This window comes from Klebsiella sp. D5A, from assembly GCF_001620885.1.
GTDB classification, from domain to species: Bacteria; Pseudomonadota; Gammaproteobacteria; order Enterobacterales; family Enterobacteriaceae; genus Klebsiella; species Klebsiella variicola.
Genome location: NZ_LOAR01000005.1, coordinates 298,231 through 322,886, shown reverse-complemented (window position 1 = coordinate 322,886; position 24,656 = coordinate 298,231). Strand labels below are relative to the sequence as shown.

Genomic DNA, 24,656 nt, shown 5'->3' with positions numbered 1-24,656 from the left:
CCCGGCACAAGAGTCTGAAATATGAAAAAATTAACCGTTGGTTTAATTGGTAATCCTAATTCTGGCAAGACCACCTTATTTAATCAGCTGACCGGCGCCCGCCAGCGCGTAGGCAACTGGGCCGGGGTCACCGTTGAGCGTAAAGAGGGCGTTTTCGCCACCACTGACCATCAGGTCACGCTGGTCGACCTCCCGGGAACCTACTCCCTGACCACCATCTCTTCGCAGACCTCGCTGGACGAGCAGATTGCCTGCCACTACATCCTGAGCGGCGATGCCGACATGCTGATTAACGTGGTTGATGCCTCCAACCTTGAGCGAAACCTCTATCTGACGCTGCAGCTGCTCGAGCTGGGGATCCCCTGCGTCGTCGCGCTGAACATGCTGGATATCGCCGAAAAGCAGCAGGTGCGTATCGATATCGACGCCCTCGCCGCCCGTCTCGGCTGCCCGGTCATTCCGCTGGTCTCAACCCGCGGACGCGGAATCGAAGCGCTGAAGATTGCCCTCGACCGTCATCAGGCGAACAGCGATATTGAGCTGGTTCACTATCCGCAGCCGCTGCTGCGCGAAGCTGACCTGCTGGCGCAGCAGATGTCAGCGCAGATCCCGACCCGGCAGCGGCGCTGGCTGGGTCTGCAGATGCTGGAGGGCGATATCTACAGCCGGGCCTATGCCGGCGACGCCGCCGATAAACTGGATATTGCTCTGGCGAATCTCAGCGACGAGATCGACGACCCGGCGTTGCATATCGCAGACGCACGCTATCAGACCATCGCCGCCATTTGCGACGCCGTCAGCAACACCCTGACCGCCGAGCCGAGCCGCTTCACCGCGGCGATGGACAAAGTGATCCTCAACCGCTTCCTCGGGTTGCCGATTTTTCTCTTTGTCATGTACCTGATGTTCCTGCTGGCGATCAACATCGGCGGCGCGCTGCAGCCGATTTTTGATGCCGGCTCGGTCGCGGTCTTTATTCACGGTATTCAATGGCTGGGCTACACCCTGCACTTCCCGGACTGGCTGACCGTGTTCCTCGCCCAGGGGATCGGCGGCGGTATCAACACCGTGCTGCCGCTGGTGCCGCAGATCGGCATGATGTATCTGTTCCTCTCCTTCCTCGAGGACTCCGGCTACATGGCGCGCGCCGCCTTTGTCATGGACCGCCTGATGCAAGCCCTCGGCCTGCCGGGGAAATCCTTTGTCCCGTTGATTGTCGGTTTCGGCTGCAACGTGCCGTCGGTGATGGGCGCCCGCACCCTTGACGCACCGCGCGAGCGTCTGATGACCATTATGATGGCGCCGTTTATGTCCTGCGGCGCGCGGCTGGCGATCTTCGCCGTCTTCGCGGCCGCGTTCTTTGGTCAGAACGGTGCGCTGGCGGTCTTCTCGCTCTACGTACTGGGCATTGTGATGGCCATTCTCACCGGCCTGATGCTGAAGCACACCATTATGCGTGGCGAAGCCTCGCCATTCGTGATGGAGCTGCCGGTGTACCACGTCCCGCACATCAAGAGCCTGATTATCCAGACCTGGCAGCGCCTGAAAGGCTTTGTGCTGCGCGCCGGGAAGGTGATCGTCATTGTCAGCATCTTCCTCAGCGCGCTGAACAGCTTCTCGCTGAGCGGTAAGGTCGTCGACAACATCAACGACTCCGCGCTGGCCTCGGTGAGCCGGGTCATTACGCCGGTGTTTAAACCGATCGGCGTGCATGAAGATAACTGGCAGGCCACCGTCGGCCTGTTTACCGGCGCGATGGCGAAAGAGGTGGTGGTCGGTACGCTGAACACCCTCTATACCGCCGAAGATATCCAGAATGAGGAGTTCAATCCGCAGACCTTCAGCCTCGGCGAAGAACTGCTGGCCGCTGTCGACGAGACATGGCAGGGACTGAAAGACACCTTCAGCCTCAGCGTCCTGGCCAACCCCATCGAAGCCAGCAAAGGCGATGGCGAGATGGCCACCGGCGCCATGGGCGTGATGGGCAGTAAATTTGGCAGCGCGGCGGCGGCATACAGCTACCTGATCTTCGTCCTGCTCTATATCCCCTGCATCTCGGTGATGGGCGCCATCGCCCGCGAATCGAGCCGCGGCTGGATGACCTTCTCCATCCTGTGGGGGCTGAATATCGCCTATTCGCTCTCGACGCTTTATTACCAGACCGTCAGCTTTAGCGACCATCCGCGCTACAGCCTGGTGTGTATCCTGGCAGTGGTGTTGTTCAACGTGGTGCTCTTCGGCCTGCTGCGCCGGGCGCGCAGCCGGGTGGACGTCTCGCTGCTGGCCACCCGAAAAACGCCGGCCTCCTGCTGTTCCAGCCCGGCTGGCGATTGCCACTAAGGAGGGTCTGTGGCGTCGTTAATGGAAGTCCGCGATATGCTGGCCCTGCAGGGCCGCATGGAGGCGAAACAGCTCAGCGCCCGCCTGCGGACGCCTCAGCCGCTGATTGACGCGATGCTGGAACGGATGGAAGCCATGGGTAAGGTGGTACGGATCAGCGAAACGAGCGAGGGCTGTCTCTCAGGCAGCTGTAAAAGCTGTCCTGAAGGGAAAGCGGCGTGCCAGCAGGAGTGGTGGGCGCTGCGATGAAAGGAGTCAGGCCTGGTCGTGCAACGGGTAAAACGAGTAAGAAAGCAGTGAAAAACGGGCCAACAGGCCCGTTTTTTATGACTGGATTATTTATAAACGTCAGCGTTAGCGTGTACGGTTTTTTCGTTTTTCTGCCCGGCAATCACCACAAAGTATTTCCCACCCAGCTCATCGGCTTTTTTAGACAGATCGCGTCGGGCGTCCATCGGTGACGTCGTCCTGGAGGTCGTGATGCTGCCGACCTTGGTCAAATTCATCTTCGCCACGTCTTCTTTTTGGATCTCTTTCGCGGCAAATGCGCCAAAAGACAGGGTGCCAATCACCAGAGATGCAACCATTCCTGTAACAAGTTTCATAGCCTCTACTCTCCATAAGGTTGTTATTGTAGGTCACGGTGGCGGAATGAAATAATCAACCACCGTAACAACCTAAGTATTGCTAGGAATGGCCCATTTACCATGGCGTGGCAAAAAAAATTACCCCAGCTGCGTTTTCAACGCCAGCAGCGGCTCGCAGAAGGCCGCGGGATGGGAAACAAACGGCGCATGCGCCGCCTTATCGAAGAGGATTGACTCGCTTTCCGGCCACAGCTCATCCAGCAGCGGGACAATCTTGCGCGGCACCAGTCCGTCCAGCCGGCCATACAGCCGCAGAAACGGTATCGGCAACCCAACCAGCGCCTGGCGCAGATCGACGGTTCTGAGGATCTCCAGTCCGCCGTTCAGCGCCTCGGCGGAAGGCATCGGCAGCGAGAGCACGGCCTGCTTTAACGCCCGCGCATCCTGACGCGCGCTCTCTGTGCCCATGGTTTGCAGGGCGAGGAATCGCTCGACGGTGCGCTGGAAATCGTCGCTCAGCTGCTGCTGAAACCCGGCCAGCACCTCGGGCTTGATGCCGGGCCAGTCGTCACGAGCCGCGAAACAGGGGGAAGAGGCAACCGTCACCAGCGCCTGCACGCGTTCCGGGTGCATCATCGCCACCTGGCTTGCCACCAGCCCACCCAGACTCCAGCCCAGCCATACCGCCTGAGGAGGAGCCAGCTCCAGCACCCGCTGCGCCATCGCCTCCAGCGACATCGCCCCATACCCGCCGCTGCGGCCATAGCCAGGCAGATCCACCAGGTGCAGGGTAAAATGCGAAGCCAGCTGCGGCGTGATGCAATCCCATACCTGAGCGTTCAATCCCCAGCCGTGCAGCAGCACAAGATGACAATCCCCTTCGCCGATTGTTTGCCACCAGATGTCGTTCATCCGTTACCGTTCTCTTTTTTACTGGACAGAAGGCCAAATATGCTAACAGCACACAGCTTATGCTGGCTATGCCAAATGCCGCTGGCGGTCGCCTGCTGGGGGATCTGCTCCCGCTGCAGCCGCGCCCTGCTCGCCTGCCCCCCGCTCTGCCCCCAGTGTGGCCTGCCGGCGGCGACATCCCATCACCCCTGCGGCCGCTGCCTGCAAAAACCACCTCCCTGGCATTGGCTGTTGGCAGTCAATGACTATCGCCCGCCGCTGAGCGGTCTGGTCCAGCAGTTGAAGTTTCACCATCGTCCGGAGCTGGGGCCCGCCCTCGCGCGCCTGCTGCTGCTGCGTCTTCTGCAGCGGCACGATTTGCCGCCGGTGGACGGTATGGTCGGCGTACCGCTGTGGCATCGCCGCCGCTGGCGCCGGGGTTATAATCAGTGTGACGAACTGTGCCGACCGTTAGCCCGCTGGCGAGGTTGCGTCTGGCATCGGGAAGGCCTGACGCGCCAGCGAGCCGGCGCCGTCCAACATTCGCTCAATGCCCGCCAGCGCAGGCAGAACCTGAAAAATGCCTTTCAGCTTGAATTTGCCGTGGAGGGACTCCATATCGCTATCGTGGATGATGTCGTCACGACCGGCAGCACCGTCGCCGAGATATCCCGCCTGCTTTTGCGAAACGGCGCCGCGACGGTTCAGGTATGGTGTTTGTGCCGTACCTTGTAGACCCCCGCTGATGGGCGTATTATAACCCAGTAAAATAGTCAACTATTAGGCCAACGCTATGATCCGTATTTCCGATGCTGCACAAGCGCACTTTGCCAAACTGCTGGCAAATCAGGAAGAAGGGACGCAAATTCGCGTATTTGTGATTAATCCCGGCACCCCAAACGCTGAGTGCGGCGTATCTTACTGCCCACCGGATGCGGTGGAAGACACCGACACGGCGCTGAAATTTGAACAGCTGACCGCCTATGTCGATGAGCTCAGCGCGCCCTATCTGGAAGACGCTGAAATTGATTTCGTCACCGACCAGCTTGGCTCGCAGCTGACGCTGAAAGCACCGAACGCCAAGATGCGCAAAGTCTCTGACGATGCCCCGCTGATGGAGCGCGTCGAGTACCTGCTGCAGTCGCAGATTAACCCGCAGCTGGCGGGCCACGGCGGCCGCGTGTCGCTGATGGAGATCACCGACGACGGTCTGGCTATTCTGCAGTTCGGCGGCGGATGCAACGGCTGTTCGATGGTTGACGTGACTCTGAAAGAAGGCATTGAAAAGCAGCTGCTGAACGAGTTTCCGGAGCTGAAAGGGGTTCGCGATCTGACCGAGCATCAGCGCGGCGAGCACTCCTACTACTAAGCCTTCCTCCGGCGGCACCCTGCCGCCGGTCCTCCCTGGCCCTTTCTGTGTTACCGCGCAACATCTCCCGCTAAATGACCGGCAAAAACCGGGGAAAGAGTATGACTTAAGTCTCATATTTAACATTTTCCCCCGTCAGGTGATTCTCAACCCTCATATGTTACCCGTATCATCCACTTCAGGCACCACCGGCAAAAAAATAGCCAGCTATCCTTTCTCTGGGTAAGGATAATGCAAGTATTTACGGTGCCAGACTATTTTGCTCCCACATGGGGCAGATGTCTTACAGGTTGAATCTTTGACGTTACCCATAACAAATTAAGGCCAGGTAAATCATGCCATTAATCATCGTTGCTATCGGGGTTGCCCTGTTATTGCTGTTAATGATCCGTTTCAAAATGAACGGCTTCATTGCGCTGGTTCTGGTGGCGCTCGCCGTCGGATTAATGCAGGGTATGCCGCTGGATAAAGTGATCGTCTCTATCAAGAACGGCGTTGGCGGCACCCTTGGCAGCCTCGCGCTGATCATGGGCTTCGGCGCTATGCTCGGTAAACTGCTGGCAGACTGCGGCGGCGCCCAGCGTATCGCCACTACCCTTATCAATAAGTTCGGTAAGAAGCATATTCAGTGGGCCGTGGTCCTGACCGGCTTCACCGTCGGCTTCGCGCTGTTCTATGAAGTAGGCTTCGTGCTGATGCTGCCGCTGGTATTTACCATCGCCGCCTCGGCCCGCATCCCGCTGCTGTACGTCGGTGTCCCGATGGCCGCCGCGCTCTCTGTCACCCACGGCTTCCTGCCGCCGCATCCGGGTCCGACCGCGATTGCCACCATCTTCCATGCCGATATGGGCAAAACGCTGCTCTACGGCACCATTCTGGCTATCCCGACGGTTATCCTGGCAGGGCCGGTGTTTGCGCGCTTCCTGAAAGGCATTGATAAGCCGATCCCGGAAGGCCTGCATAACCCGAAAGTGTTCACAGAAGAAGAGATGCCTGGCTTTGGCGTCAGCGTCTGGACCTCGCTGGTACCGGTGATCCTGATGGCGATGCGCGCCGTGGCCGAGATGATCCTGCCGAAGGGCCACGCCTTCCTGCCGATTGCTGAGTTCTTCGGCGACCCGGTGATGGCCACCCTGATTGCGGTACTGATCGCCCTGTTCACCTTCGGTTTGAACCGCGGCCGCTCCATGGAGCAGATCAACGATACCCTGACTTCTTCTATTAAAATCATCGCGATGATGCTGTTGATCATCGGCGGCGGCGGCGCCTTCAAACAGGTGCTGGTGGATAGCGGCATGGATAAATACATCGCCTCTATCATGCACGAATCGAACATGTCTCCGCTGTTTATGGCGTGGTCTATCGCCGCAGTACTGCGTATCGCGCTGGGTTCGGCGACCGTTGCCGCCATCACCGCAGGCGGGATTGCCGCGCCGCTGATCGCCACCACCGGCGTCAGCCCGGAACTGATGGTTATCGCCGTTGGCTCCGGCAGCGTTATCTTCTCTCACGTCAACGATCCGGGTTTCTGGCTGTTCAAAGAGTACTTTAACCTGACCATCGGCGAGACCATCAGGTCCTGGTCGGTGCTGGAAACCATTATCTCAGTATGCGGCCTGGTAGGCTGTCTGCTGCTGGGGATGGTGGTGTAAGGAGACTCCCGCCACAGAAAAAGGCCGGTCCGCATAATGCGGACCGGCCTTTTTTATCGGACATGCTCATCGCCGCGCAGCAAACGACGCGGCGGGAAGTCATCTGGCGGCGGCTTTCTTGCTCGCCGCCTTGCGCCGTTTATCCAGATCCTTAATCAGCTTATTGACCTGTTCATCGGCAAACATCTGCTCCAGGGTGACGGATAGCTTCCGGCGCCAGTTCGGGTACTCAGTGCTGGTGCCCGGAATGTTAACCGGCGACGCCATCTCCAGCCAGTCTTCCGGCTGCAGGCCCAGTAGCGCACTGTTACTGTCGGCAATGTAACGCTGCATCCCCCGGTTGAGGATCCCGGTCATGCTCATCAGAGAGGCCTTATGCCCGGCACGTTTGGGCAGACAGCCGTACTTATGCAACGCATCCAGCAGCCCTTGCTTCGCCAGCTCGCGGTCCTGGTACAGCCCGCGCAGCACCACCTCATCAGGATAGAGCCCCAGTGCTTTACCTAGCGTCAGATCGCCGCTTTCCCAGTAGCCGCGGAGGGTGGGCAGGTCGTGCGTCGTCGCCACAGCCATTGATTGCTCCGGGTACAGCGCCGGCGCGCGGAACGTTTTCTCTGCATCACTCTCAAAATAGAGCACCTTATAAGAATAGACGCCGCTGTTGCGTAACTTGCTGACAATCTCCACCGGTACCGTGCCCAGGTCTTCGCCGATCACCATGCAGCGATGACGCTGGCTTTCCAGCGCCAGAAGCGACAGCAGATCGTCGACGGGATACTGAACGTAAGCGCCATGGTCGGCGGTTTCACCATAGGGGATCCACCACAAACGCAGCACCGACATCACGTGATCGATGCGCAGCGCGCCGCAGTTCTGCATATTGGCGCGCAGCAGATCAATAAACGGCTCATAGGCGCGAGCGGCAATAATATGCGGATCCATCGGCGGCAGGCCCCAGTTCTGGCCCAGCGGGCCCAGAATATCCGGCGGCGCGCCCACGGACGCTTTCAGGCAGTACAGCTCACGGTCGCACCAGGTCTCCGACCCGCCTTCGGCGACGCCCACCGCCAGATCGCGGTAGAGGCCAATCGGCATCCCGTCGCGCTGGCTGGTTTCCCAGCAGGCGGCGAACTGGCTCCAGGCCAGCCACTGCAGCCAGAGATAGAAACTGACGTCGTCCTCATGCTCAATGCAGAAGGCTTTCACCTCCGGGCTGTCGATATCCTGAAAGGCCTTCGGCCAGGCCGGCCAGCCCCAGCGCAGCGGGTCCTGTTGTACCTGCCAGGCGTGCAGCGCATCGAAAGCGGCCTGCCAGTAGAGGCTTTCCCCTTCGCGCAGAACAAACTCGCGGAACGCCGTCATCTGCTCATCTTCACGACGAGAGAATCGTTTCCACGCCATACGCAGCGCGGTCATTTTCAGCGTGGTGACCGCGGTATAGTCGACATCATCCGTTTGCCGCGCCGCCTGCAAGGCCTGCTGGGTCGCTGCGGACTGCCACCACGCCTGCGCCTCTTCGCTACGCTGGAAATCTTCAACCGCATTAACGTCGATGTAGATGACGTTTAGCCAGCGACGTGAAGACGGGCTATACGGACTGGCGCTCTCCGGGTTCGCCGGATAGAGAGCATGTATCGGGTTAAGGCCAATAAACGACCCGCCGCGGCGGGCGATTTCCGGCAACATGGCCCGCAGATCGCCAAAATCGCCGATCCCCCAGTTTTTCTCCGAGCGCAGGGTATAAAGCTGCACGCAGGTGCCCCACAGCTTTTTCCCCTCTTTCAGCGGCTGCGGTTCGTAGCAGCGCGCCGGCGCGACAATGGTCCGGCAGTGCCAACGCTCTCCCTCCTGGGTGAGCGTCAGGGAGTGGTACCCCTCCGGCAGTTTAGCCGGCAGCGGCAGCGTCTCGCCGCCGCGGGTTTTCCCTTGATACTGCTTACCGTCCTCAGTGGTCAGGATCCACTGATACTCACCGCGTCCTGCCACCGGCAGCGACATTTTTTTGCCGTGGGTGAAAATTTTCACGTTCGGCAGCGGGTTAACCGCCACTTTCGTGGCGGCGGTAGAGCGATGCATCGCATCCAGCAGGCGCTGTTTGGTGACAGCCGCGATAGACTGCGGCTTGCCGTGCGCATTGATATAGCTGGGGCTGATGCCCGCCGCCAGCGCGGCATTATCGAGGCGTTTACTCTCCATAGGCCTTCCTTTAGCGTTTCGCCTGCCAGATACGTTGCTGATAATCGCGGATCGAGCGGTCGGAGCTGAACATGCCGCAGCGCGCGGTGTTGAGGATAGCCGCGCGGGTCCAGGCCTCCTCGTCGCGATACAGCTCATCTACCCGTTTTTGCGCCGCTACGTAGGCTTCGAAATCGGCCAGCACCAGGTACGGATCGCCGCCCTGCAGCAGGCTGTGCAGCATCTGATCGAAGGCATGCTTGTCGCCGTTGCTGTAGGTGCCGTTCTCCAGCTCTTTAAGCACCGCATCGAGCAGCTTGTCTTTTTTACGCCATTTCAGCGGATCGTAGCCTTTCGCTTTCAGGGCTTTCACCTCTTCAACCGTGTGGCCGAAGATAAAGATGTTTTCCTCGCCCACCTGCTCAGCGATTTCCACGTTAGCGCCATCCAGCGTCCCGACGGTCAGCGCGCCGTTCAGCGCCAGCTTCATGTTGCCGGTGCCAGAGGCTTCTTTACCCGCGGTGGAGATCTGCTCGGAGATATCCGCCGCCGGGATCAGTTTTTCCGCTGCCGATACACAATAGTCCGGCAGGAAGACCACCTTCAGCTTATCGCCGACTTTCGGGTCATTGTTGATCGCTTCCGCTACCTTATTGATGGCAAAAATAATGTTTTTCGCCAGATAGTAGCCCGGCGCCGCTTTCGCGCCGAACAGGAAGACGCGCGGCACGCGGTCCGCCTGCGGGTTTTCGCGGATCTCTTTGTACAGCGCAAGAATATGCAGCAGGTTAAGGTGCTGACGCTTGTACTCGTGCAGGCGTTTGATCTGAATATCGAAAATCGCCTGCGGGTTGATCTCAATCCCGGTACGCTGCTTCACAAACTCGGCCAGATGAACTTTGTTGGCCTGCTTGATATCGCGATAGGTCTGACGGAATGCCGCATCGTCAGCGTATTTTTCCAGATTGATCAGCTGGTCGAGGTCATTGGCCCACTCTTTTTTCAGCGTCTCATCCAGCAGCGAGGCCAGCGCCGGGTTGCACTGCTTGATCCAGCGGCGCGGCGTGATGCCGTTGGTCACGTTATGGAATTTGTTCGGCCACAGCTGGTTATATTCCGGGAACAAATCTTTTACCACCAGGTCCGAGTGCAACGCCGCCACGCCGTTGACAGCAAAGCCGCCCACCACGCACATGTTGGCCATCCGAACCTGCTTGTCATGCACCACCGCCAGCTTCGCCCAGACCTGCTTATCGCCCGGCCAGGTTTTGTCCACCAGCTGTTTAAAGCGGTCGTTGATCTCTTTAATGATCTGCATATGGCGCGGCAGCAGCGCTTTCACCAGCTTCTCATCCCAGCACTCCAGCGCTTCCGGCATCAGGGTGTGGTTGGTGTAAGCAAAGGTTTTGCTGGTGATCGCCCAGGCGTCGTCCCAGCTCAGCTGGTGCTCGTCGATCAGCACGCGCAGCAGCTCCGGAATGGCGATGGTCGGGTGCGTATCGTTCAGCTGGATCACTTCGTAATCCGCCAGCTCGGCCAGCTTGCGGCCTGCCAGATGATGACGGCGCAGGATATCGGCCACTGAGCAGGCGCACTGGAAGTACTGCTGCATCAGGCGCAGTTTTTTACCGGCCTGATGGTTGTCGTTCGGGTACAGCACCTTGGTCAGTTTTTCCGCGTCGATGCCCTGCTGCTCGGCGCGCAGGAAATCGCCATCGTTGAATTTGGTCAGGTTGAACGGATGAGCGTGTTTGGCCTGCCACAGACGCAGTGGCTGGGCGACGTTGTTGCGATAGCCAAGTACCGGCAGGTCCCAGGCTTCGCCGGTAATGACGAACGCCGGCTGCCATTCGCCGTTTTTGCTGACTTTCCCGCCGATGCCGACCTGGACATCCAGCGCCTCGTTATGGCGGAACCACGGGTAGCTGTTACGCCCCCAGTCGTCCGGGGCTTCCATCTGCTGGCCATCGTCAAAGGACTGGCGGAACAGACCATACTGATAGTTGAGGCCGTAACCGGTCGCCGACTGCCCCACCGTCGCCATGGAGTCGAGGAAGCAGGCTGCCAGACGTCCCAGGCCGCCGTTACCCAGCGCCGGGTCTGTCTCTTCTTCCAGCAGATCGGTGAGGTTGACGTTGTAGCCTTTCAGTGCGTCGCTGACGCCCTCGTACCAGCCCAGGTTGAGCAGGTTGTTGCCGGTCAGGCGACCAATCAGAAACTCCATCGAGATGTAGTTAACGTGACGCTGTCCTTGCGCCGGTTTCGCTACCGGCTGCGCCGCCAGAAGTTCCGCCAGCGCTCCGCTGACCGCGCGCCACCATTGACGCTGTGTCATCTCGGAAGCGGACTGTAAACCAAAATGCTGCCACTGACGCGTCAGTGCAGCCTGAAACTGAGCTTTGTTAAATGAAGTCTGTGACATAATGAGATCCGGGTCCTTTACTAAAACGATGGCGCTAGTGTGCCGACCTCCCGATTCATCGTCCTCATCCCGACGGGGATTAGACAGGGAGGAGTGGCGGGGATGAGCGAAAAGTGTGATCCTGGACACTATAGTGTGGGTGAGAAGGCAAAAATATGCTGTAAAAATCACCGCGATATGACAATCGAGAGGTTACGTCCGCAGGGAAAAAATTTGTTACAGGCCAATACGCGCTAAAAATCTTTCCGCCTCTCGCCAGGTTATTAAAAAAATAAATAGAGAGCTCTGGAGAAATAAGCACATTTCATCACATTGATCCGCAAAAAAGATTACTTCTAAGAAATCACTGACAATAATTTAATAAAAACAAACAACTACTCTTCACATAAAATAAATCTCTCCCCGCTCCGCCAGCCGCCGCCTGAAAACCGCTGGCGGCGAGTTCTGCCTGCGATTTTTCCCCATTCTCAACCAATGTCAAAATTTGTGACATAGAGCAAATTCAAGAGCATAAAGTTCGGACATAACTTGCAATAAATTTCATAATCACCGACCTTATTAGATATTAATTACGAAGCGCAAAAAAAATCGCAACCTCTCTCTTGCACAGCGAAATGTAGAACTATGTTGATTCCGTCCAAATTAAGTCGTCCGGTCCGCCTTGAACACACTGTGGTTCGTGAGCGTTTACTGGCGAAACTTTCCGGCGCGAACAATTATCGTCTCGTGCTGATCACCAGCCCTGCCGGGTACGGTAAAACAACGCTCATTTCTCAGTGGGCCGCGGGTAAAAACGATCTCGGGTGGTTTTCGCTGGACGAAGGCGACAATCAGCAGGAGCGTTTTGCCAGCTATCTGATCGCGGCGATCCAGCAGGCCACCGGCAACCACTGCGGGGCCAGTGAAGCGATGGTGCAAAAGCGCCAGTACGCCAGCCTCTCCTCTCTTTTTGCGCAGCTGTTTATTGAACTCGCCGACTGGCAGCGCCCGCTGTACCTCGTCATTGATGATTATCACCTGATCAATAATCCGGTGATCCATGACGCGATGCGCTTTTTCCTGCGCCATCAGCCGGAGAATATGACCCTGGTGGTGCTGTCGCGTAACCTGCCGCAGCTGGGCATTGCCAACCTGCGCGTCCGCGATCAGCTTCTGGAGATTGGCAGCCAGCAGCTGGCCTTTACCCACCAGGAAGCGAAACAATTTTTCGACTGCCGTCTGACGTCGCCAATCGAAGCCGACGACAGCAGCCGGCTGTGCGACGATGTCGCCGGGTGGGCCACCGCGCTGCAGCTCATCGCCCTCTCCGCCCGCCAGAATAACTCTTCCGCCCAACACTCCGCCCGCCGCCTCGCCGGGATTAACGCCAGCCATCTGTCGGATTATCTGGTGGATGAAGTACTGGATAACGTCGACGCCCGCACGCGTAACTTTTTGCTGAAGAGTTCTCTGCTGCGCTCGATGAACGACGCGTTAATCGTGCGCGTCACCGGCGAAGAGAATGGCCAGATGCAGCTGGAGGAGATCGAACGCCAGGGGCTGTTCCTGCAGCGGATGGATGATTCCGGTGAATGGTTCCGCTATCACCCGCTGTTTGGCAGCTTCCTGCGCCAGCGTTGTCAGTGGGAGCTGGCGGTTGAACTGCCGGAGATCCACCGCGCTGCGGCGGAAAGCTGGATGGCGCAAGGGTTCCCCAGCGAGGCCATTCATCATGCTCTGGCCGCTGGCGATGCCAAAATGCTGCGCGATATCTTACTCAACCACGCCTGGGGCATGTTTAACCATAGCGAACTGGGGCTGCTGGAGCAGTCGCTGTCGGCGCTGCCCTGGTCAAATCTGCTGGAAAATCCGCGCCTGATCCTGCTGCAGGCCTGGCTGATGCAGAGCCAGCATCGTTACAGCGAAGTCAACACCCTGCTGGCGCGCGCCGAGCAGGAGATGAGTGTGGAAATGGACACCGCGATGCATGGCGATTTCAACGCGCTGCGCGCACAGGTAGCGATTAACGACGGCGACCAGGACGAAGCGGAACGTCTGTCGATGGTGGCCCTGGAAGAGCTGCCGCTGGCCAACTATTACAGCCGCATCGTCGCCACCTCGGTGCATGGCGAAGTCCTCCATTGCAAGGGGAAACTGACCAAATCCCTCGCCGTGATGCAGCAGACCGAACAGATGGCCCGCCGTCACGACGTGTGGCATTACGCGCTGTGGAGCATTATTCAGCAAAGTGAAATTCTCTTTGCCCAAGGCTTCCTGCAGGCTGCCTGGGAGAGCCAGGAGAAAGCCTTCCAGCTGGTGCGTGAACAGCACCTTGAGCAGTTGCCGATGCATGAGTTCCTGCTGCGCATCCGTTCTCAGCTGCTGTGGGCATGGGCGCGCCTCGACGAAGCTGAAGCCTGCGCCCGCCAGGGAATGGACGTTCTCTCAACTTATCAGCCGCAGCAGCAGCTGCAGTGTCTGGCGCTGATGGTCCAGTGCTCGCTGGCGCGCGGCGATCTCGATAATGCCCGTAGCCACCTGAACCGGCTGGAAAACCTGCTCGGTAACGGTCACTATCACAGCGACTGGGTCTCCAACGCCGATAAGGTGCGGGTGATCTACTGGCAGATGACCGGCGATAAAACCGCGGCGGCCAACTGGCTGCGCCAGACGCCGAAGCCGGAATTCGCCAACAACCACTTCCTGCAGAGCCAGTGGCGCAACATTGCCCGGGCGCAGATCCTGCTGGGCGATTTCGAACCGGCGGAAATGGTGCTGGAAGAGCTGAACGAAAATGCGCGTTCGCTGCGTTTGATGAGCGATCTCAACCGCAACCTGCTGCTGCTCAATCAACTGTACTGGCAGGCGGGACGCAAGAGCGAAGCGCAGAAAGCCTTGCTCGAAGCCCTGACGCTCGCCAACCGCACCGGCTTTATCAACCACTTTGTGATTGAAGGCGAGGCGATGGCTCAGCAGCTGCGCCAGCTGATCCAGCTGAACACTCTGCCGGAGCTGGAGCAACACCGCGCCCAGCGTATTCTGCGCGACATCAACCAGCATCATCGCCACAAATTCGCCCACTTTGACGAAGGGTTCGTCGAGCGGCTGCTGAATCACCCGGAGGTGCCGGAGCTTATCCGCACCAGCCCGCTGACCCAGCGCGAATGGCAGGTGCTTGGCTTAATCTATTCCGGTTACAGCAACGAGCAGATTGCCGGCGAGCTTGACGTGGCGGCTACCACCATCAAGACCCACATTCGCAACCTGTATCAGAAACTGGGCGTCGCCCACCGGCAAGACGCGGTGCAGCATGCTCAGCAGTTACTCAAAATGATGGGATACGGCGTCTGACGACGCCGTTGCCGTTTAGCACAACTCCAGCTGGAGGTTGTTATCGGTGATGACCTTCAGCACGCCCGCCGGCGGCAGCACGTCGGTATAGACCGCATCGACCATACTGATACTACCCATATTGACCATCGCATTGCGGCCAAACTTGGTATGATCCACCACCAGCATCACGTGGCGTGAATTCTCAATGATCGCGCGCTTGGTGCGCACTTCATGATAATCAAACTCCAGCAGCGAGCCATCGCTGTCGACGCCGCTGATGCCAAGAATGCCGAAGTCGAGACGGAACTGCGAGATAAAATCCAGGGTCGCTTCCCCAATGATCCCGCCGTCGCGACTACGCAGTTCACCACCGGCGAGAATAATGCGGAAGTCCTCTTTAACCATCAGCGTGTTGGCCACGTTCAGGTTATTGGTGACAATGCGCAAATCGTGGTGATCGAGCAGGGCGTGCGCCACCGCTTCCGGCGTGGTGCCGATATCAATAAACAGCGTCGCCCCGTCGGGGATCTCGCTGGCTACCCGCCGGGCGATACGCTCTTTTTCCGCCGTCTGGGTCGCTTTGCGATCGTGCCAGGAGGTGTTCACCGAGCTGGAGGGCAGCGCCGCGCCGCCGTGATGGCGGAGGATCATTTTCTGTTCGGCTAAATCATTCAGGTCGCGGCGGATGGTCTGCGGGCTGACCGCGAACTGCTCAACCAGCTCTTCCGTGCTGACGTAACCCTGTTTTTTTACCAGCTCGATAATCGCGTCATGACGTTGTGTTTGTTTCATGAAATATCCCTGGAAAAATATCGCCTACCCGACCCCTGTCGGTAAGTCTTTATGCGCGTTTTCGCCCATGCAAGGTATCAACAAACGCCATCGCCAGGCCGGTCGCCAGACCAGCCACATGCGCGCCGTTAGCGATCGCCATGCCGAAAACGTCAAACCAGCCAGCAATTAACCACACTAAAGAAAAGAGTATCAACCCGCGCTGCAGATAAATACCGCTCTGCGGATCGCGCTCGCCCCGCAGCCAGACGTAGCCCATCAGCGCATAGACCACGCCCGATAAGCCGCCAAACCACGGGCCGCTAAACTGATGCTGCACGAAGCCGCTCAACAGGGCGCTGATAACGGTGATCACCACCAGTTTGCCGCTGCCGATGCGTTTTTCCACCGCGCCGCCGAGATACCACCACCATAGCAGGTTGAAGAGAATATGCATCAGCGAGAAATGCATGAAAGCATGGCTGAAATAGCGCCAGGCTTCGAACTGCAGCGAAGGATCGTAGGGCCAGGCCAGCCAAATCATCACCGGCTGATCGCCCAGCAGATTTTGCAGGATAAACACCGCGATGCAGATGAGCAGAATCGCCCAGGTGAACGGGCCGGCGTTATGCCGCAGCGTGGCAAAGAAAGGAAAGCGCTGATAGCGCAACCCGCTATTGGTCTGTCCGGACTGCCAGCTCGCCGCCAGATAACGCGGGTCCGCCGGGTTCTCAAGGAAGCGGGCCAGCTCAGCCCTGACACGCCCGGCCTGACTCTCATCAGCCAGCCAGACGTCGCTCTGGGCGTGCTGCTGAATGGTCAGGATAATCCCCTGCGTCGCCATATAATCGACAAACGCCTGGGCCACCCGTGGATTGGCAAAAGAGGTAATCATTAACATGCAGCGAATCGCTTATTCCACACAAAGGGGGATAGTATACCTGCCAGCCGTTAAAACGTCCCGTGCGCCACTTCCGCCGGGAAATGGCGATGCCAGGCGTCGAACCCGCCATCAACGCTGTAGACCTTATCAAACCCCTGCTGTAGCAGATACTGCGCGGCGCCCTTGCTGCTGTTGCCGTGATAGCACATCACCATCACCGCCGTGTCAAAGTCGTGGTCACGCATAAACGCGCCCAGCGTATCGTTGGTCAGATGAAACGCGCCCGGCGTATGGCCCATCGCATAGCTTTGCGGATCGCGGATATCCACCAGCACCGCCGTCTGCTGATGCAGCTTCTGGTGCGCTTCTTCAACGTTGATACATTCAAACTGTTCCATGATTCTCTTCTCTTTCTCGTCATGACGGGCGATGGCCGGCCCAATTTTACCCTGTAGTGTACCGTCAGGCGGTAAAGAAACGCCAATATGTTACACCCATCACTCCAAAATGTTTTTTTGATGTTACCAAAAGCGCGTTTGTTTGCTATAGTGAGCGATATCGAGCATTTGTGAGCTTAAACGAAAGTGTGAGAGGGTAAGAACGTGGAAACCAAAGATCTGATTGTGATAGGCGGAGGCATCAATGGTGCCGGTATCGCGGCAGATGCCGCCGGGCGGGGTTTATCCGTACTGATGCTGGAAGCGCGCGATCTCGCCTGCGCTACCTCCAGCGCCAGTTCCAAACTTATCCACGGCGGGCTACGCTACCTCGAACACTATGAGTTCCGCCTGGTCAGCGAAGCGCTGGCCGAGCGTGAAGTGCTGTTAAAAATGGCTCCGCATATCGCCTTCCCGATGCGCTTTCGTCTCCCGCATCGTCCGCATCTGCGTCCGGCATGGATGATCCGTATCGGCTTGTTTATGTACGATCATCTGGGCAAACGCACCAGCCTGCCGGGCTCCACCGGCTTGCGTTTTGGCGCAGAATCGGTACTTAAGCCGGAAATTGTGCGCGGTTTCGAATATTCCGACTGCTGGGTCGACGATGCCCGCCTGGTGCTGGCCAACGCGCAGATGGTTGTCCGCAAAGGCGGCGAAGTGCGGACCCGCACTCGCGCCATCTCGGCAAAACGAGAGAACGGCCTGTGGGTGGTGGAAGCGGAAGATATCGATAGCGGCGAGAAGTTTACCTGGAAGGCGCGCGGTCTGGTCAATGCCACCGGTCCATGGGTCAAACAGTTCTTCGACGAAGGGATGCATCTGCGCTCGCCTTACGGTATCCGCCTGATCAAGGGCAGCCACATCGTGGTGCCGCGAGTGCATACTCAGAAGCAGGCCTACATTCTGCAAAACGAAGATAAACGTATTGTGTTTGTTATCCCGTGGATGGATGAGTTCTCCATCATCGGCACGACGGACGTCGAGTATAAGGGCGATCCGAAAGCGGTGACCATTGATGATAAAGAGATTAATTACCTGCTGAACGTCTATAACGCGCACTTTAAAAAGACTCTCAGCCGGGACGATATCGTCTGGACCTACTCCGGCGTCCGTCCGCTGTGTGATGACGAGTCGGATTCGCCGCAGGCGATCACCCGCGACTACACGCTGGATATTCACGATGAGAACGGCCAGGCGCCGCTGCTCTCCGTCTTCGGCGGGAAGCTGACCACCTATCGCAAACTGGCCGAGCATGCGCTGGAAAAACTGACTCCCTATTACAAAGGGATCGGCCCGGCATGGACCAAAACCGCGGTGCTCCCCGGCGGCGATATCGGCGGCGACCGCGACGACTATGCAGCAAAACTGCGCCGTCGCTTCCCGTTCATCAGCGAATCACTGGCCCGCCATTATGCCCGCACCTACGGGAGCAATAGCGAGTGGATCCTGAAGGAAGCCAGCGCCCTGAGCGATCTGGGGGAAGATTTCGGCCATGAGTTTTATGAAGCCGAGCTGAAGTATCTGGTTGAGCACGAATGGGTGCGCAGCCTGGATGACGCCATCTGGCGTCGTACCAAACAGGGCATGTGGCTGAATGGCGAGCAGCAAGCGCGCATCAGCGAATGGCTGGCGCAGCATGCGGGAAAGTCTGAACTGTCGTTAGCGTCCTGACATCGCGTGGCGCCAGGAGAGAAATACCCGGGCTATGGCTTGCGCTTGGCCCGGATACCTGTTCACAAATTAAACGAGACTTTTTTTCCAGTCGGCAACGTGACATTTATACTGAGTTCTCCCCCCAATGCCGCAATGTAGCGTTTTAGGGTCGAAAGCCGCGGATCGTTATCAGCCTGTTCCATTTTAGCGATCGTTGGCTGCTTTACCCCCATAGCCGCAGCCATCTCTGTTTGCGACATTTGCAACTCTTCTCGAAGCAAGTTTAAAGCGACAGACTGGCGTATCTCTGCCGCTTTCGCTGCAATACGCTGCTGGCTTTCAGGACTCTGTTTCGCCATGAGTTCTTTTAGCGTGGCCATTATCGCTCCTTAGTCAGGTGTTGGCTGAATTCTCTGTCAGCCAGAGTAATCATCTCTTTGTAAAAACGTTTCTCATTCATGCCATCCTTATTGCCCGCACATAAAACGATAGCTTTCCGCAGAGGATCAAAAGCAAAAAAGCGCGGATGGGGAGCCCATGATGCTGAACCCGGAGTTCTTTCATATTCTGAAACGTTGAATCTTTCACCGTATCAACATACGGGCGCCCAAGCTGCGGACCAAAATCAGATAAGATGAGCATCGTGGCCAACATATCCTCTTTTAAAGCTCTACTTTGTAATTCGAACCAGGCATCAAACGTATCCGTCGTTTCTACATCCCACATAGGCGATCCCTCATAGCCTAAAGGCTATCATCCATATTATAGCCATTAGGCTATGAACGTAAACTTATTGAGCATTTATCGTACTGCTGGCGAATTCACGTCAATAGTATATTCCCGCAATAGCCTGAATCCTCCCCGGCACTTTTCCGAATAAAACGTTCTCCGCACAGACAGAAACGGGGCCAAATGGCCCCGTTGAGTTGCATTGACTGGCTTACAGCCTTACCGGGTCGATATGCCAGATATATTTCGCGTACTCCTGGATCGTCCGGTCAGAGGAGAAGTAGCCCATGTTGGCAATATTCAGCATCGCCTTATAGGCCCACTCTTCCGGATGTTGATACAGCTCGTCGACGCGATCCTGACAGTCCACATAGCTGCGATAGTCCGCCAGCACCTGGTAGTGGTCGCCAAAGTTAATCAGCGAATCCAGCAGGTCGCGGTAGCGCCCCGGTTCCGCCGGGCTGAACACGCCGGTACCGATCTGCGTCAGCGCCTGGTGAAGCTCTTCATCCTGCTCGTAGTATTCGCGTGGTTTATAGCCGCTGCGACGTAGCTCCTCCACCTCTTCCGCGGTGTTGCCGAAGATAAAGATATTCTCTTCGCCCACGTGCTCCTGCATCTCCACGTTCGCCCCGTCGAGGGTGCCGATAGTCAGCGCTCCGTTAAGGGCAAACTTCATATTGCTGGTGCCGGAAGCTTCAGTGCCTGCGAGGGAGATCTGTTCCGACAGGTCTGCCGCCGGAATAATCAGCTGCGCCAGGCTGACGCTGTAGTTGGGGATAAAGACCACCTTCAGCTTGTCGCCAATCTGCGGATCGTTATTGATCACCGCGGCCACATCGTTGATCAGGTGAATAATATGCTTGGCCATGTAGTAAGCCGAGGCCGCCTTACCGGCGAAAATGTTCACTCGCGGCACCCACTCCGCCTGCGGATCGGCTTTGATCCGGTTATAGCGGGTAATGACGTGCAGCACATTCATCAGCTGGCGTTTGTACTCGTGGATGCGTTTGATCTGCACATCAAACAGCGCCTTCGGATTCACCACCACATTAAGCTGCTGCGCAATATAGCTGGCCAGCCGCTGTTTGTTTTCCAGTTTAGCCTGACGCACCGCCTGATTGACCGTCGGATAGTCGATATGCTGCTTCAGCTCGTCAAGCTGGCTCAGATCGGTCCGCCAGGTGCGGCCGATATGCTCATCCAACACTTTCGACAACGGCGGGTTGGCCAGCGCCAGCCAGCGGCGCGGCGTGACGCCGTTGGTGACGTTGGTAAAGCGCATCGGGAAGATTTTAGCGAATTCGGCAAACAGCGACTCCACCATCAGCCGCGAATGCAGCTCCGACACGCCGTTGACCTTGTGGCTGACCACCACCGCCAGCCAGGCCATCCGCACGCGACGGCCGTTGGACTCGTCGATAATCGAGGTTCGGCTGAGCAGCGCGGTATCATTGGGATACTGCTCCTGCAGGGTCTTGAGGAAGTAATCGTTAATCTCGAAGATAATCTGCAGATGGCGCGGCAGAATTTTGCCCAGCATATCCACCGGCCAGGTCTCAAGCGCCTCGCTCATCAGCGTATGGTTGGTATAGGAGAAGACCTGACAGGTCACCTCGAACGCCTCGTCCCAGCTGAATTTATGTTCGTCGATAAGCAGGCGCATCAGCTCCGGTATTGACAGCACCGGGTGGGTGTCATTGAGGTGAATGGCAATCTTGTCCGCCAGGTTGGCAAAGGTCTTATGCAACATGTAATGGCGGCTCAAAATATCCTGTACCGTCGCCGACACGAGGAAATACTCCTGGCGCAGACGCAGCTCGCGTCCGGAGTAGGTCGAGTCATCCGGATAGAGCACGCGGGAGACGTTTTCGGAGTGGTTTTTATCCTCTACCGCAGCGAAGTAGTCGCCCTGGTTGAATTTACCAAGGTTAATTTCGCTACTGGCCTGCGCGCTCCACAGACGCAGCGTGTTGGTGGCGTCGGTGTCAAAGCCGGGGATGATCTGGTCGTAGGCTTCCGCAATAATCTCTTCCGTCTCAATCCAGCGGGTTTTCTTTCCTTCCTGCTGAATGCGGCCGCCGAAACGCACTTTGTAGCGGGTGTTGTGGCGCTCAAACTCCCACGGGTTACCGTACTCCAGCCAGTAGTCAGGGGACTCTTTTTGTCGGCCATCGACGATATTCTGTTTAAACATCCCGTAGTCGTAGCGGATCCCGTAACCGCGTCCCGGCAGACCCAGCGCCGCCAGGGAATCCAGGAAGCAGGCCGCCAGACGGCCCAGACCGCCGTTGCCAAGACCGGGGTCATTCTCTTCATCGATCAGCTCTTCCAGATCGAGCCCCATCTCCGCCAGTGCGCTGCTCACATCGTCATAAATGCCCAGCGACAGCAGCGCGTTAGAGAGGGTACGGCCAATCAGGAACTCCATCGACAGATAGTATACCTGGCGCACTTCCTGCGAGAGCTGCGCGCGGTTGGAGCGCAGCCAGCGCTCCACCATGCGATCGCGGACGGCAAACAGCGTGGCGTTAAGCCATTCATGCTTGTTGGCGATGGCCGGATCTTTACCGATGATAAACATCAGCTTATAGGCAATAGAGTGCTTTAACGCCTCAACGCTCAGCGTCGGTGATGCATAGCTAAAGGGTACATTCATAACAATGACTCCAGTGGTTACATCAAGCGTTGATAAAGTTCGCGATAGGAGTTCGCGGCAACCTGCCAGCTAAAATCCATATTCATCGCCTGACGCTGCACATAGCGCCAGAGCGACGGGCGCGACCAGAGAACAAAGGCGCGACGGATAGCGCGCAGCAATGACAGCGCATTGCTGTCCTCAAAGACAAACCCTGTCGCCAGACCATCGGCAAGGTTCTCCAGCGAACTGTCAGAGACCGTGTCCGCCAGCCCCCCGGTGCGGCGCACCAGCGGCAGCGTGCCGTACTTCAGACCATACAGCTGAGTTAAGCCGCACGGTTCAAAGCGGCTCGGCACCAGAATGACGTCGGCGCCGCCCATAATGCGATGGGAGAAGGCCTCATGGTAGCCAATCTGCACCCCCACTTTGCCCGGATGTTCGGCGGCGGCGGCGAGGAAACCTTCCTGCAGCACCGGATCGCCGGCGCCCAGCAGCGCCAGCTGGCCGCCCTGCTCAAGCAGACCCGGCAGCGCTTCGAGCACCAGATCCAGCCCTTTCTGGCTGGTCAGGCGGCTGACCACGGCAAACAGCGGCGCTTTGTCATCGACCTTCAGGCCCATCGCAATCTGCAGCTGACGCTTGTTCTCCGCCTTCTCCTCCAGCGTGTCGCGATCGTAGCGCATCGGCAGCAGCAGATCGTTTTGCGGACTCCAGATACCGTCGTCAACGCCGTTGAGGATCCCCGACAGCCGTCCTTCATGATGGCGCTGGCGCAGCAGCCCTTCCATGCCGTAGGCGTATTGCGGTTCGGTGATCTCGCGCGCGTAGGTCGGGCTTACCGCCGTAATATGGTCGGCGTAGTAAAGACCGGCCTTCAGAAACGAGATCTGACCGTTAAACTCGAGGCCATGCATGTTGTAAAACGACCACGGCAGCTCGATATCATTCATATGCCAGGAGTAAAACATCCCCTGGTAGGCCAGGTTGTGCACGGTAAAGACCGATTTAGCCGGGCGTCCGCGCGCCGCCAGGTAGGCCGGCGTCAGGCCGGCGTGCCAGTCATGGGCATGCACCACATCCGGGCGCCAGAATGGATCCAGTCCGCTGGCCATTTCGCTTCCCACCCAGCCCAGCAGCGCAAAGCGCAGGACGTTGTCGGTATAAGCGTGCTGGTTGGTATCGTGGTATGGGCTCCCCGGCCGGTCATAGAGATGCGGGGCATCTATCAGGTAGATCCCCACGCCGTTAAAGTGGCCGTACAGCAGCGTGATCCGCCCGGCGAAGGTATCGCGGCGGGTTACCACCTGGGCATCCACCACGCCGCGGCGGATATCGGGAAACGCCGGCAACAGCACGCGGGTGTCGATACCCTCCGCAATTTGCGCCGCCGGCAGTGCGCCGATGACGTCCGCCAGACCGCCCGTCTTTAACAGCGGGAACATCTCAGAACATACATGTAAGACCTGCATTAGCGCTCCTGTTTGTGCCCCAATTTCCGCAGCATGTCGCGGGTCACCAGCACGATACCTTCCTCTGAGCGATAGAAGCGGCGTGCATCCTCTTCCGCGTTCTCACCAATCACCATACCTTCCGGGATGACGCAGGCGCGGTCAATCACGCAGCGACGCAGGCGGCATGAGCGCCCCACCCAGACATCTGGCAACAAGACTGCCGAATCAATGTTACAGAATGAGTTCACCCGCACGCGCGGGAACAGCACCGACTGCACCACCACCGACCCGGAGATAATGCAGCCGCCGGAAACCAGCGAGTTCAGGGTCATGCCGTGGCTACCGGAGCGGTCCTGGACGAACTTCGCCGGCGGCAGCGATTCCATATGGGTGCGGATCGGCCAGTTCTGGTCGTACATATCCAGTTCCGGCGTGACTGACGCCAGATCGAGGTTGGCCTTCCAGTAGGCCTCCAGCGTTCCCACATCGCGCCAGTACGGCTCAGCGTTCGGGTCAGACTGCACGCAGGAGAGCGGGAAAGGATGTGCATAAGCCATGCCAGCTTCGGTGATCTTCGGAATGATATCTTTGCCGAAATCGTGGCTGGAGTTTTCGTTGCGATCGTCTTCTTCCAGCAGCTCATAAAGATAGGCGGCGTCAAAGATATAAATGCCCATACTGGCCAGTGATTTGGTCGGGTCGGTTGGCATCGCCGGCGGGTTAGCGGGTTTCTCGACGAATTCAATGATTTTTTCGTTTTCATCGACCGCCATGACGCCGAAGGCGGATGCCTCTTCAATGGGCACCGGCATGCAGGCCACGGTGCAACGCGCCCCTTTTTCGACATGGTCAATCAGCATGCGCGAGTAATCCTGCTTATAAATATGATCGCCCGCGAGGATCACCACGTACTCCGCTTTGTAGCGGCGGATGATGTCCAGGTTCTGCGTCACTGCGTCCGCCGTGCCGCGATACCAGTTTTCGCCGTGCACGCGCTGCTGGGCTGGCAGCAGATCGACAAACTCATTCATCTCTTCGCTGAAGAACGACCAGCCGCGCTGGATATGCTGCACCAGCGTGTGCGACTGATACTGGGTGATGACGCCGATACGGCGGATCCCTGAGTTAATGCAGTTAGATAATGCGAAATCGATAATACGGAACTTGCCGCCGAAGTGAACGGCAGGTTTCGCACGCTTAATGGTGAGATCCTTGAGCCGGGTGCCACGCCCGCCCGCGAGGATCAACGCCACGGATTTGATGGGTAATTGACGCGCCAGCATCAGCGGATCGTTTTTTTCAAGCCTAACCATGATTAACTCCTTTTTACACCCCAGCTT

General features: G+C 57.8%; 19 protein-coding genes and 1 pseudogene. 7 read left to right on the top strand and 13 right to left on the bottom strand.

Features of this window, described 5'->3' with window-relative positions:
* The first annotated feature begins 21 nt into the window (after positions 1–21).
* Positions 22–2,340 carry a Fe(2+) transporter permease subunit FeoB gene (gene feoB, locus AS136_RS09400; RefSeq protein WP_008807002.1) on the top strand — a complete coding sequence of 773 codons (2,319 nt, stop codon included), beginning with the start codon at positions 22–24 and terminating at the stop codon, positions 2,338–2,340.
* A gap of 9 nt (positions 2,341–2,349) precedes the next feature.
* Positions 2,350–2,589, top strand: a complete 240-nt coding sequence (gene feoC / locus AS136_RS09395; RefSeq protein WP_004202151.1) for a [Fe-S]-dependent transcriptional repressor FeoC — start codon at positions 2,350–2,352, stop codon at positions 2,587–2,589.
* Positions 2,590–2,675: 86 nt separating this feature from the next.
* On the opposite strand, the gene AS136_RS09390 is transcribed toward feoC, so the two are convergent.
* Together AS136_RS09390 and bioH are read right to left on the bottom strand one after the other, a co-directional pair.
* Positions 2,676–2,945 (bottom strand): YdgH/BhsA/McbA-like domain containing protein, encoded by a 270-nt coding sequence (locus AS136_RS09390; protein ID WP_002920510.1) that lies wholly within the window; start codon positions 2,943–2,945, stop codon positions 2,676–2,678.
* 120 nt (positions 2,946–3,065) lie between these two features.
* Complete coding sequence (bioH, locus tag AS136_RS09385) at positions 3,066–3,839, bottom strand: pimeloyl-ACP methyl ester esterase BioH (protein WP_023323344.1); 774 nt, start codon at positions 3,837–3,839, stop codon at positions 3,066–3,068.
* Between the two features lie 39 nt (positions 3,840–3,878).
* Here bioH and gntX point away from each other — a divergent pair, with 39 nt between their 5' ends.
* The 3 genes from gntX to gntT all read left to right on the top strand — a co-directional run bounded on the left by gntX (position 3,879) and on the right by gntT (position 6,839).
* Positions 3,879–4,553: a DNA utilization protein GntX gene (gntX, locus tag AS136_RS09380; RefSeq protein WP_023323345.1), complete on the top strand. Its 675-nt coding sequence runs from the start codon at positions 3,879–3,881 to the stop codon at positions 4,551–4,553.
* 58 nt (positions 4,554–4,611) lie between these two features.
* Entirely contained in the window at positions 4,612–5,187 is a 576-nt protein-coding gene (nfuA, locus tag AS136_RS09375; protein ID WP_002920540.1) for a Fe-S biogenesis protein NfuA, read from the top strand.
* 335 nt (positions 5,188–5,522) lie between these two features.
* Complete coding sequence (gene gntT / locus AS136_RS09370) at positions 5,523–6,839, top strand: gluconate transporter (protein WP_008806999.1); 1,317 nt, start codon at positions 5,523–5,525, stop codon at positions 6,837–6,839.
* Between the two features lie 99 nt (positions 6,840–6,938).
* On the opposite strand, the gene malQ is transcribed toward gntT, so the two are convergent.
* The 3 genes from malQ to AS136_RS28465 all read right to left on the bottom strand — a co-directional run bounded on the left by malQ (position 6,939) and on the right by AS136_RS28465 (position 11,929).
* Positions 6,939–9,035 carry a 4-alpha-glucanotransferase gene (gene malQ, locus AS136_RS09365; protein WP_008806998.1) on the bottom strand — a complete coding sequence of 699 codons (2,097 nt, stop codon included), beginning with the start codon at positions 9,033–9,035 and terminating at the stop codon, positions 6,939–6,941.
* A gap of 10 nt (positions 9,036–9,045) precedes the next feature.
* Complete coding sequence (gene malP / locus AS136_RS09360; protein ID WP_023323346.1) at positions 9,046–11,436, bottom strand: maltodextrin phosphorylase; 2,391 nt, start codon at positions 11,434–11,436, stop codon at positions 9,046–9,048.
* Positions 11,437–11,779: 343 nt separating this feature from the next.
* Positions 11,780–11,929: a hypothetical protein gene (locus AS136_RS28465; RefSeq protein ID WP_012540400.1), complete on the bottom strand. Its 150-nt coding sequence runs from the start codon at positions 11,927–11,929 to the stop codon at positions 11,780–11,782.
* Between the two features lie 131 nt (positions 11,930–12,060).
* Between AS136_RS28465 and malT the strand changes: the two genes are divergently transcribed.
* Positions 12,061–14,766 (top strand): HTH-type transcriptional regulator MalT, encoded by a 2,706-nt coding sequence (malT, locus tag AS136_RS09355; RefSeq protein ID WP_012967130.1) that lies wholly within the window; start codon positions 12,061–12,063, stop codon positions 14,764–14,766.
* A gap of 15 nt (positions 14,767–14,781) precedes the next feature.
* Here malT and AS136_RS09350 read toward each other — a convergent pair whose 3' ends face one another.
* From AS136_RS09350 to glpE, 3 genes are read right to left on the bottom strand one after another with little or no spacing between them, the layout of a single operon-like run.
* Positions 14,782–15,540, bottom strand: coding sequence for a DeoR/GlpR family transcriptional regulator (locus tag AS136_RS09350; RefSeq protein ID WP_008806995.1), 759 nt, complete (start codon positions 15,538–15,540; stop codon positions 14,782–14,784).
* Between the two features lie 49 nt (positions 15,541–15,589).
* Complete coding sequence (gene glpG, locus AS136_RS09345) at positions 15,590–16,420, bottom strand: rhomboid family intramembrane serine protease GlpG (protein ID WP_008806994.1); 831 nt, start codon at positions 16,418–16,420, stop codon at positions 15,590–15,592.
* A gap of 50 nt (positions 16,421–16,470) precedes the next feature.
* Complete coding sequence (gene glpE / locus AS136_RS09340; RefSeq protein ID WP_004202138.1) at positions 16,471–16,800, bottom strand: thiosulfate sulfurtransferase GlpE; 330 nt, start codon at positions 16,798–16,800, stop codon at positions 16,471–16,473.
* Between the two features lie 204 nt (positions 16,801–17,004).
* On the opposite strand from glpE, the gene glpD reads away from it, so the two are divergent.
* Positions 17,005–18,513, top strand: a complete 1,509-nt coding sequence (gene glpD, locus AS136_RS09335) for a glycerol-3-phosphate dehydrogenase (protein ID WP_023298298.1) — start codon at positions 17,005–17,007, stop codon at positions 18,511–18,513.
* Positions 18,514–18,575: 62 nt separating this feature from the next.
* On the opposite strand, the gene AS136_RS09330 is transcribed toward glpD, so the two are convergent.
* The 5 genes and pseudogenes from AS136_RS09330 to glgC all read right to left on the bottom strand — a co-directional run bounded on the left by AS136_RS09330 (position 18,576) and on the right by glgC (position 24,629).
* Positions 18,576–18,875 carry a helix-turn-helix domain-containing protein gene (locus tag AS136_RS09330; protein ID WP_008806992.1) on the bottom strand — a complete coding sequence of 100 codons (300 nt, stop codon included), beginning with the start codon at positions 18,873–18,875 and terminating at the stop codon, positions 18,576–18,578.
* Positions 18,875–19,221 (bottom strand): annotated as a pseudogene (locus AS136_RS09325) (type II toxin-antitoxin system RelE/ParE family toxin). Before AS136_RS09325 ends, AS136_RS09330 begins: the two are co-directional and overlap by 1 nt.
* Positions 19,222–19,435: 214 nt before the next feature.
* The gene (gene glgP / locus AS136_RS09320) at positions 19,436–21,883 is read right to left on the bottom strand and encodes a glycogen phosphorylase (RefSeq protein WP_048268278.1); all 2,448 of its coding nucleotides are present in this window, start codon (positions 21,881–21,883) and stop codon (positions 19,436–19,438) included.
* Positions 21,884–21,900: 17 nt separating this feature from the next.
* A complete protein-coding gene (glgA, locus tag AS136_RS09315) occupies positions 21,901–23,334 on the bottom strand; it encodes a glycogen synthase GlgA (protein ID WP_004202133.1) in 1,434 nt (477 codons plus the stop codon).
* Positions 23,334–24,629, bottom strand: a complete 1,296-nt coding sequence (gene glgC / locus AS136_RS09310) for a glucose-1-phosphate adenylyltransferase (RefSeq protein WP_008806989.1) — start codon at positions 24,627–24,629, stop codon at positions 23,334–23,336. The genes glgA and glgC overlap by 1 nt, the downstream gene beginning before the upstream one ends.
* Positions 24,630–24,656: the final 27 nt, after the last annotated feature.

Excerpts from the sequence above, each read along its gene's own strand:
- feoB (WP_008807002.1), top strand. The coding sequence starts at position 22 with ATGAAAAAATTAACCGTTGGTTTAATTGGTAATCCTAATTCTGGCAAG.
- AS136_RS09390 (WP_002920510.1), bottom strand. The coding sequence starts at position 2,945 with ATGAAACTTGTTACAGGAATGGTTGCATCTCTGGTGATTGGCACCCTG.
- bioH (WP_023323344.1), bottom strand. The coding sequence starts at position 3,839 with ATGAACGACATCTGGTGGCAAACAATCGGCGAAGGGGATTGTCATCTT.
- gntX (WP_023323345.1), top strand. The coding sequence starts at position 3,879 with ATGCTAACAGCACACAGCTTATGCTGGCTATGCCAAATGCCGCTGGCG.
- nfuA (WP_002920540.1), top strand. The coding sequence starts at position 4,612 with ATGATCCGTATTTCCGATGCTGCACAAGCGCACTTTGCCAAACTGCTG.
- gntT (WP_008806999.1), top strand. The coding sequence starts at position 5,523 with ATGCCATTAATCATCGTTGCTATCGGGGTTGCCCTGTTATTGCTGTTA.
- malQ (WP_008806998.1), bottom strand. The coding sequence starts at position 9,035 with ATGGAGAGTAAACGCCTCGATAATGCCGCGCTGGCGGCGGGCATCAGC.
- malP (WP_023323346.1), bottom strand. The coding sequence starts at position 11,436 with ATGTCACAGACTTCATTTAACAAAGCTCAGTTTCAGGCTGCACTGACG.
- AS136_RS28465 (WP_012540400.1), bottom strand. The coding sequence starts at position 11,929 with ATGTCACAAATTTTGACATTGGTTGAGAATGGGGAAAAATCGCAGGCA.
- malT (WP_012967130.1), top strand. The coding sequence starts at position 12,061 with ATGTTGATTCCGTCCAAATTAAGTCGTCCGGTCCGCCTTGAACACACT.
- AS136_RS09350 (WP_008806995.1), bottom strand. The coding sequence starts at position 15,540 with ATGAAACAAACACAACGTCATGACGCGATTATCGAGCTGGTAAAAAAA.
- glpG (WP_008806994.1), bottom strand. The coding sequence starts at position 16,420 with ATGTTAATGATTACCTCTTTTGCCAATCCACGGGTGGCCCAGGCGTTT.
- glpE (WP_004202138.1), bottom strand. The coding sequence starts at position 16,800 with ATGGAACAGTTTGAATGTATCAACGTTGAAGAAGCGCACCAGAAGCTG.
- AS136_RS09330 (WP_008806992.1), bottom strand. The coding sequence starts at position 18,875 with ATGGCCACGCTAAAAGAACTCATGGCGAAACAGAGTCCTGAAAGCCAG.
- glgP (WP_048268278.1), bottom strand. The coding sequence starts at position 21,883 with ATGAATGTACCCTTTAGCTATGCATCACCGACGCTGAGCGTTGAGGCG.
- glgA (WP_004202133.1), bottom strand. The coding sequence starts at position 23,334 with ATGCAGGTCTTACATGTATGTTCTGAGATGTTCCCGCTGTTAAAGACG.
- glgC (WP_008806989.1), bottom strand. The coding sequence starts at position 24,629 with ATGGTTAGGCTTGAAAAAAACGATCCGCTGATGCTGGCGCGTCAATTA.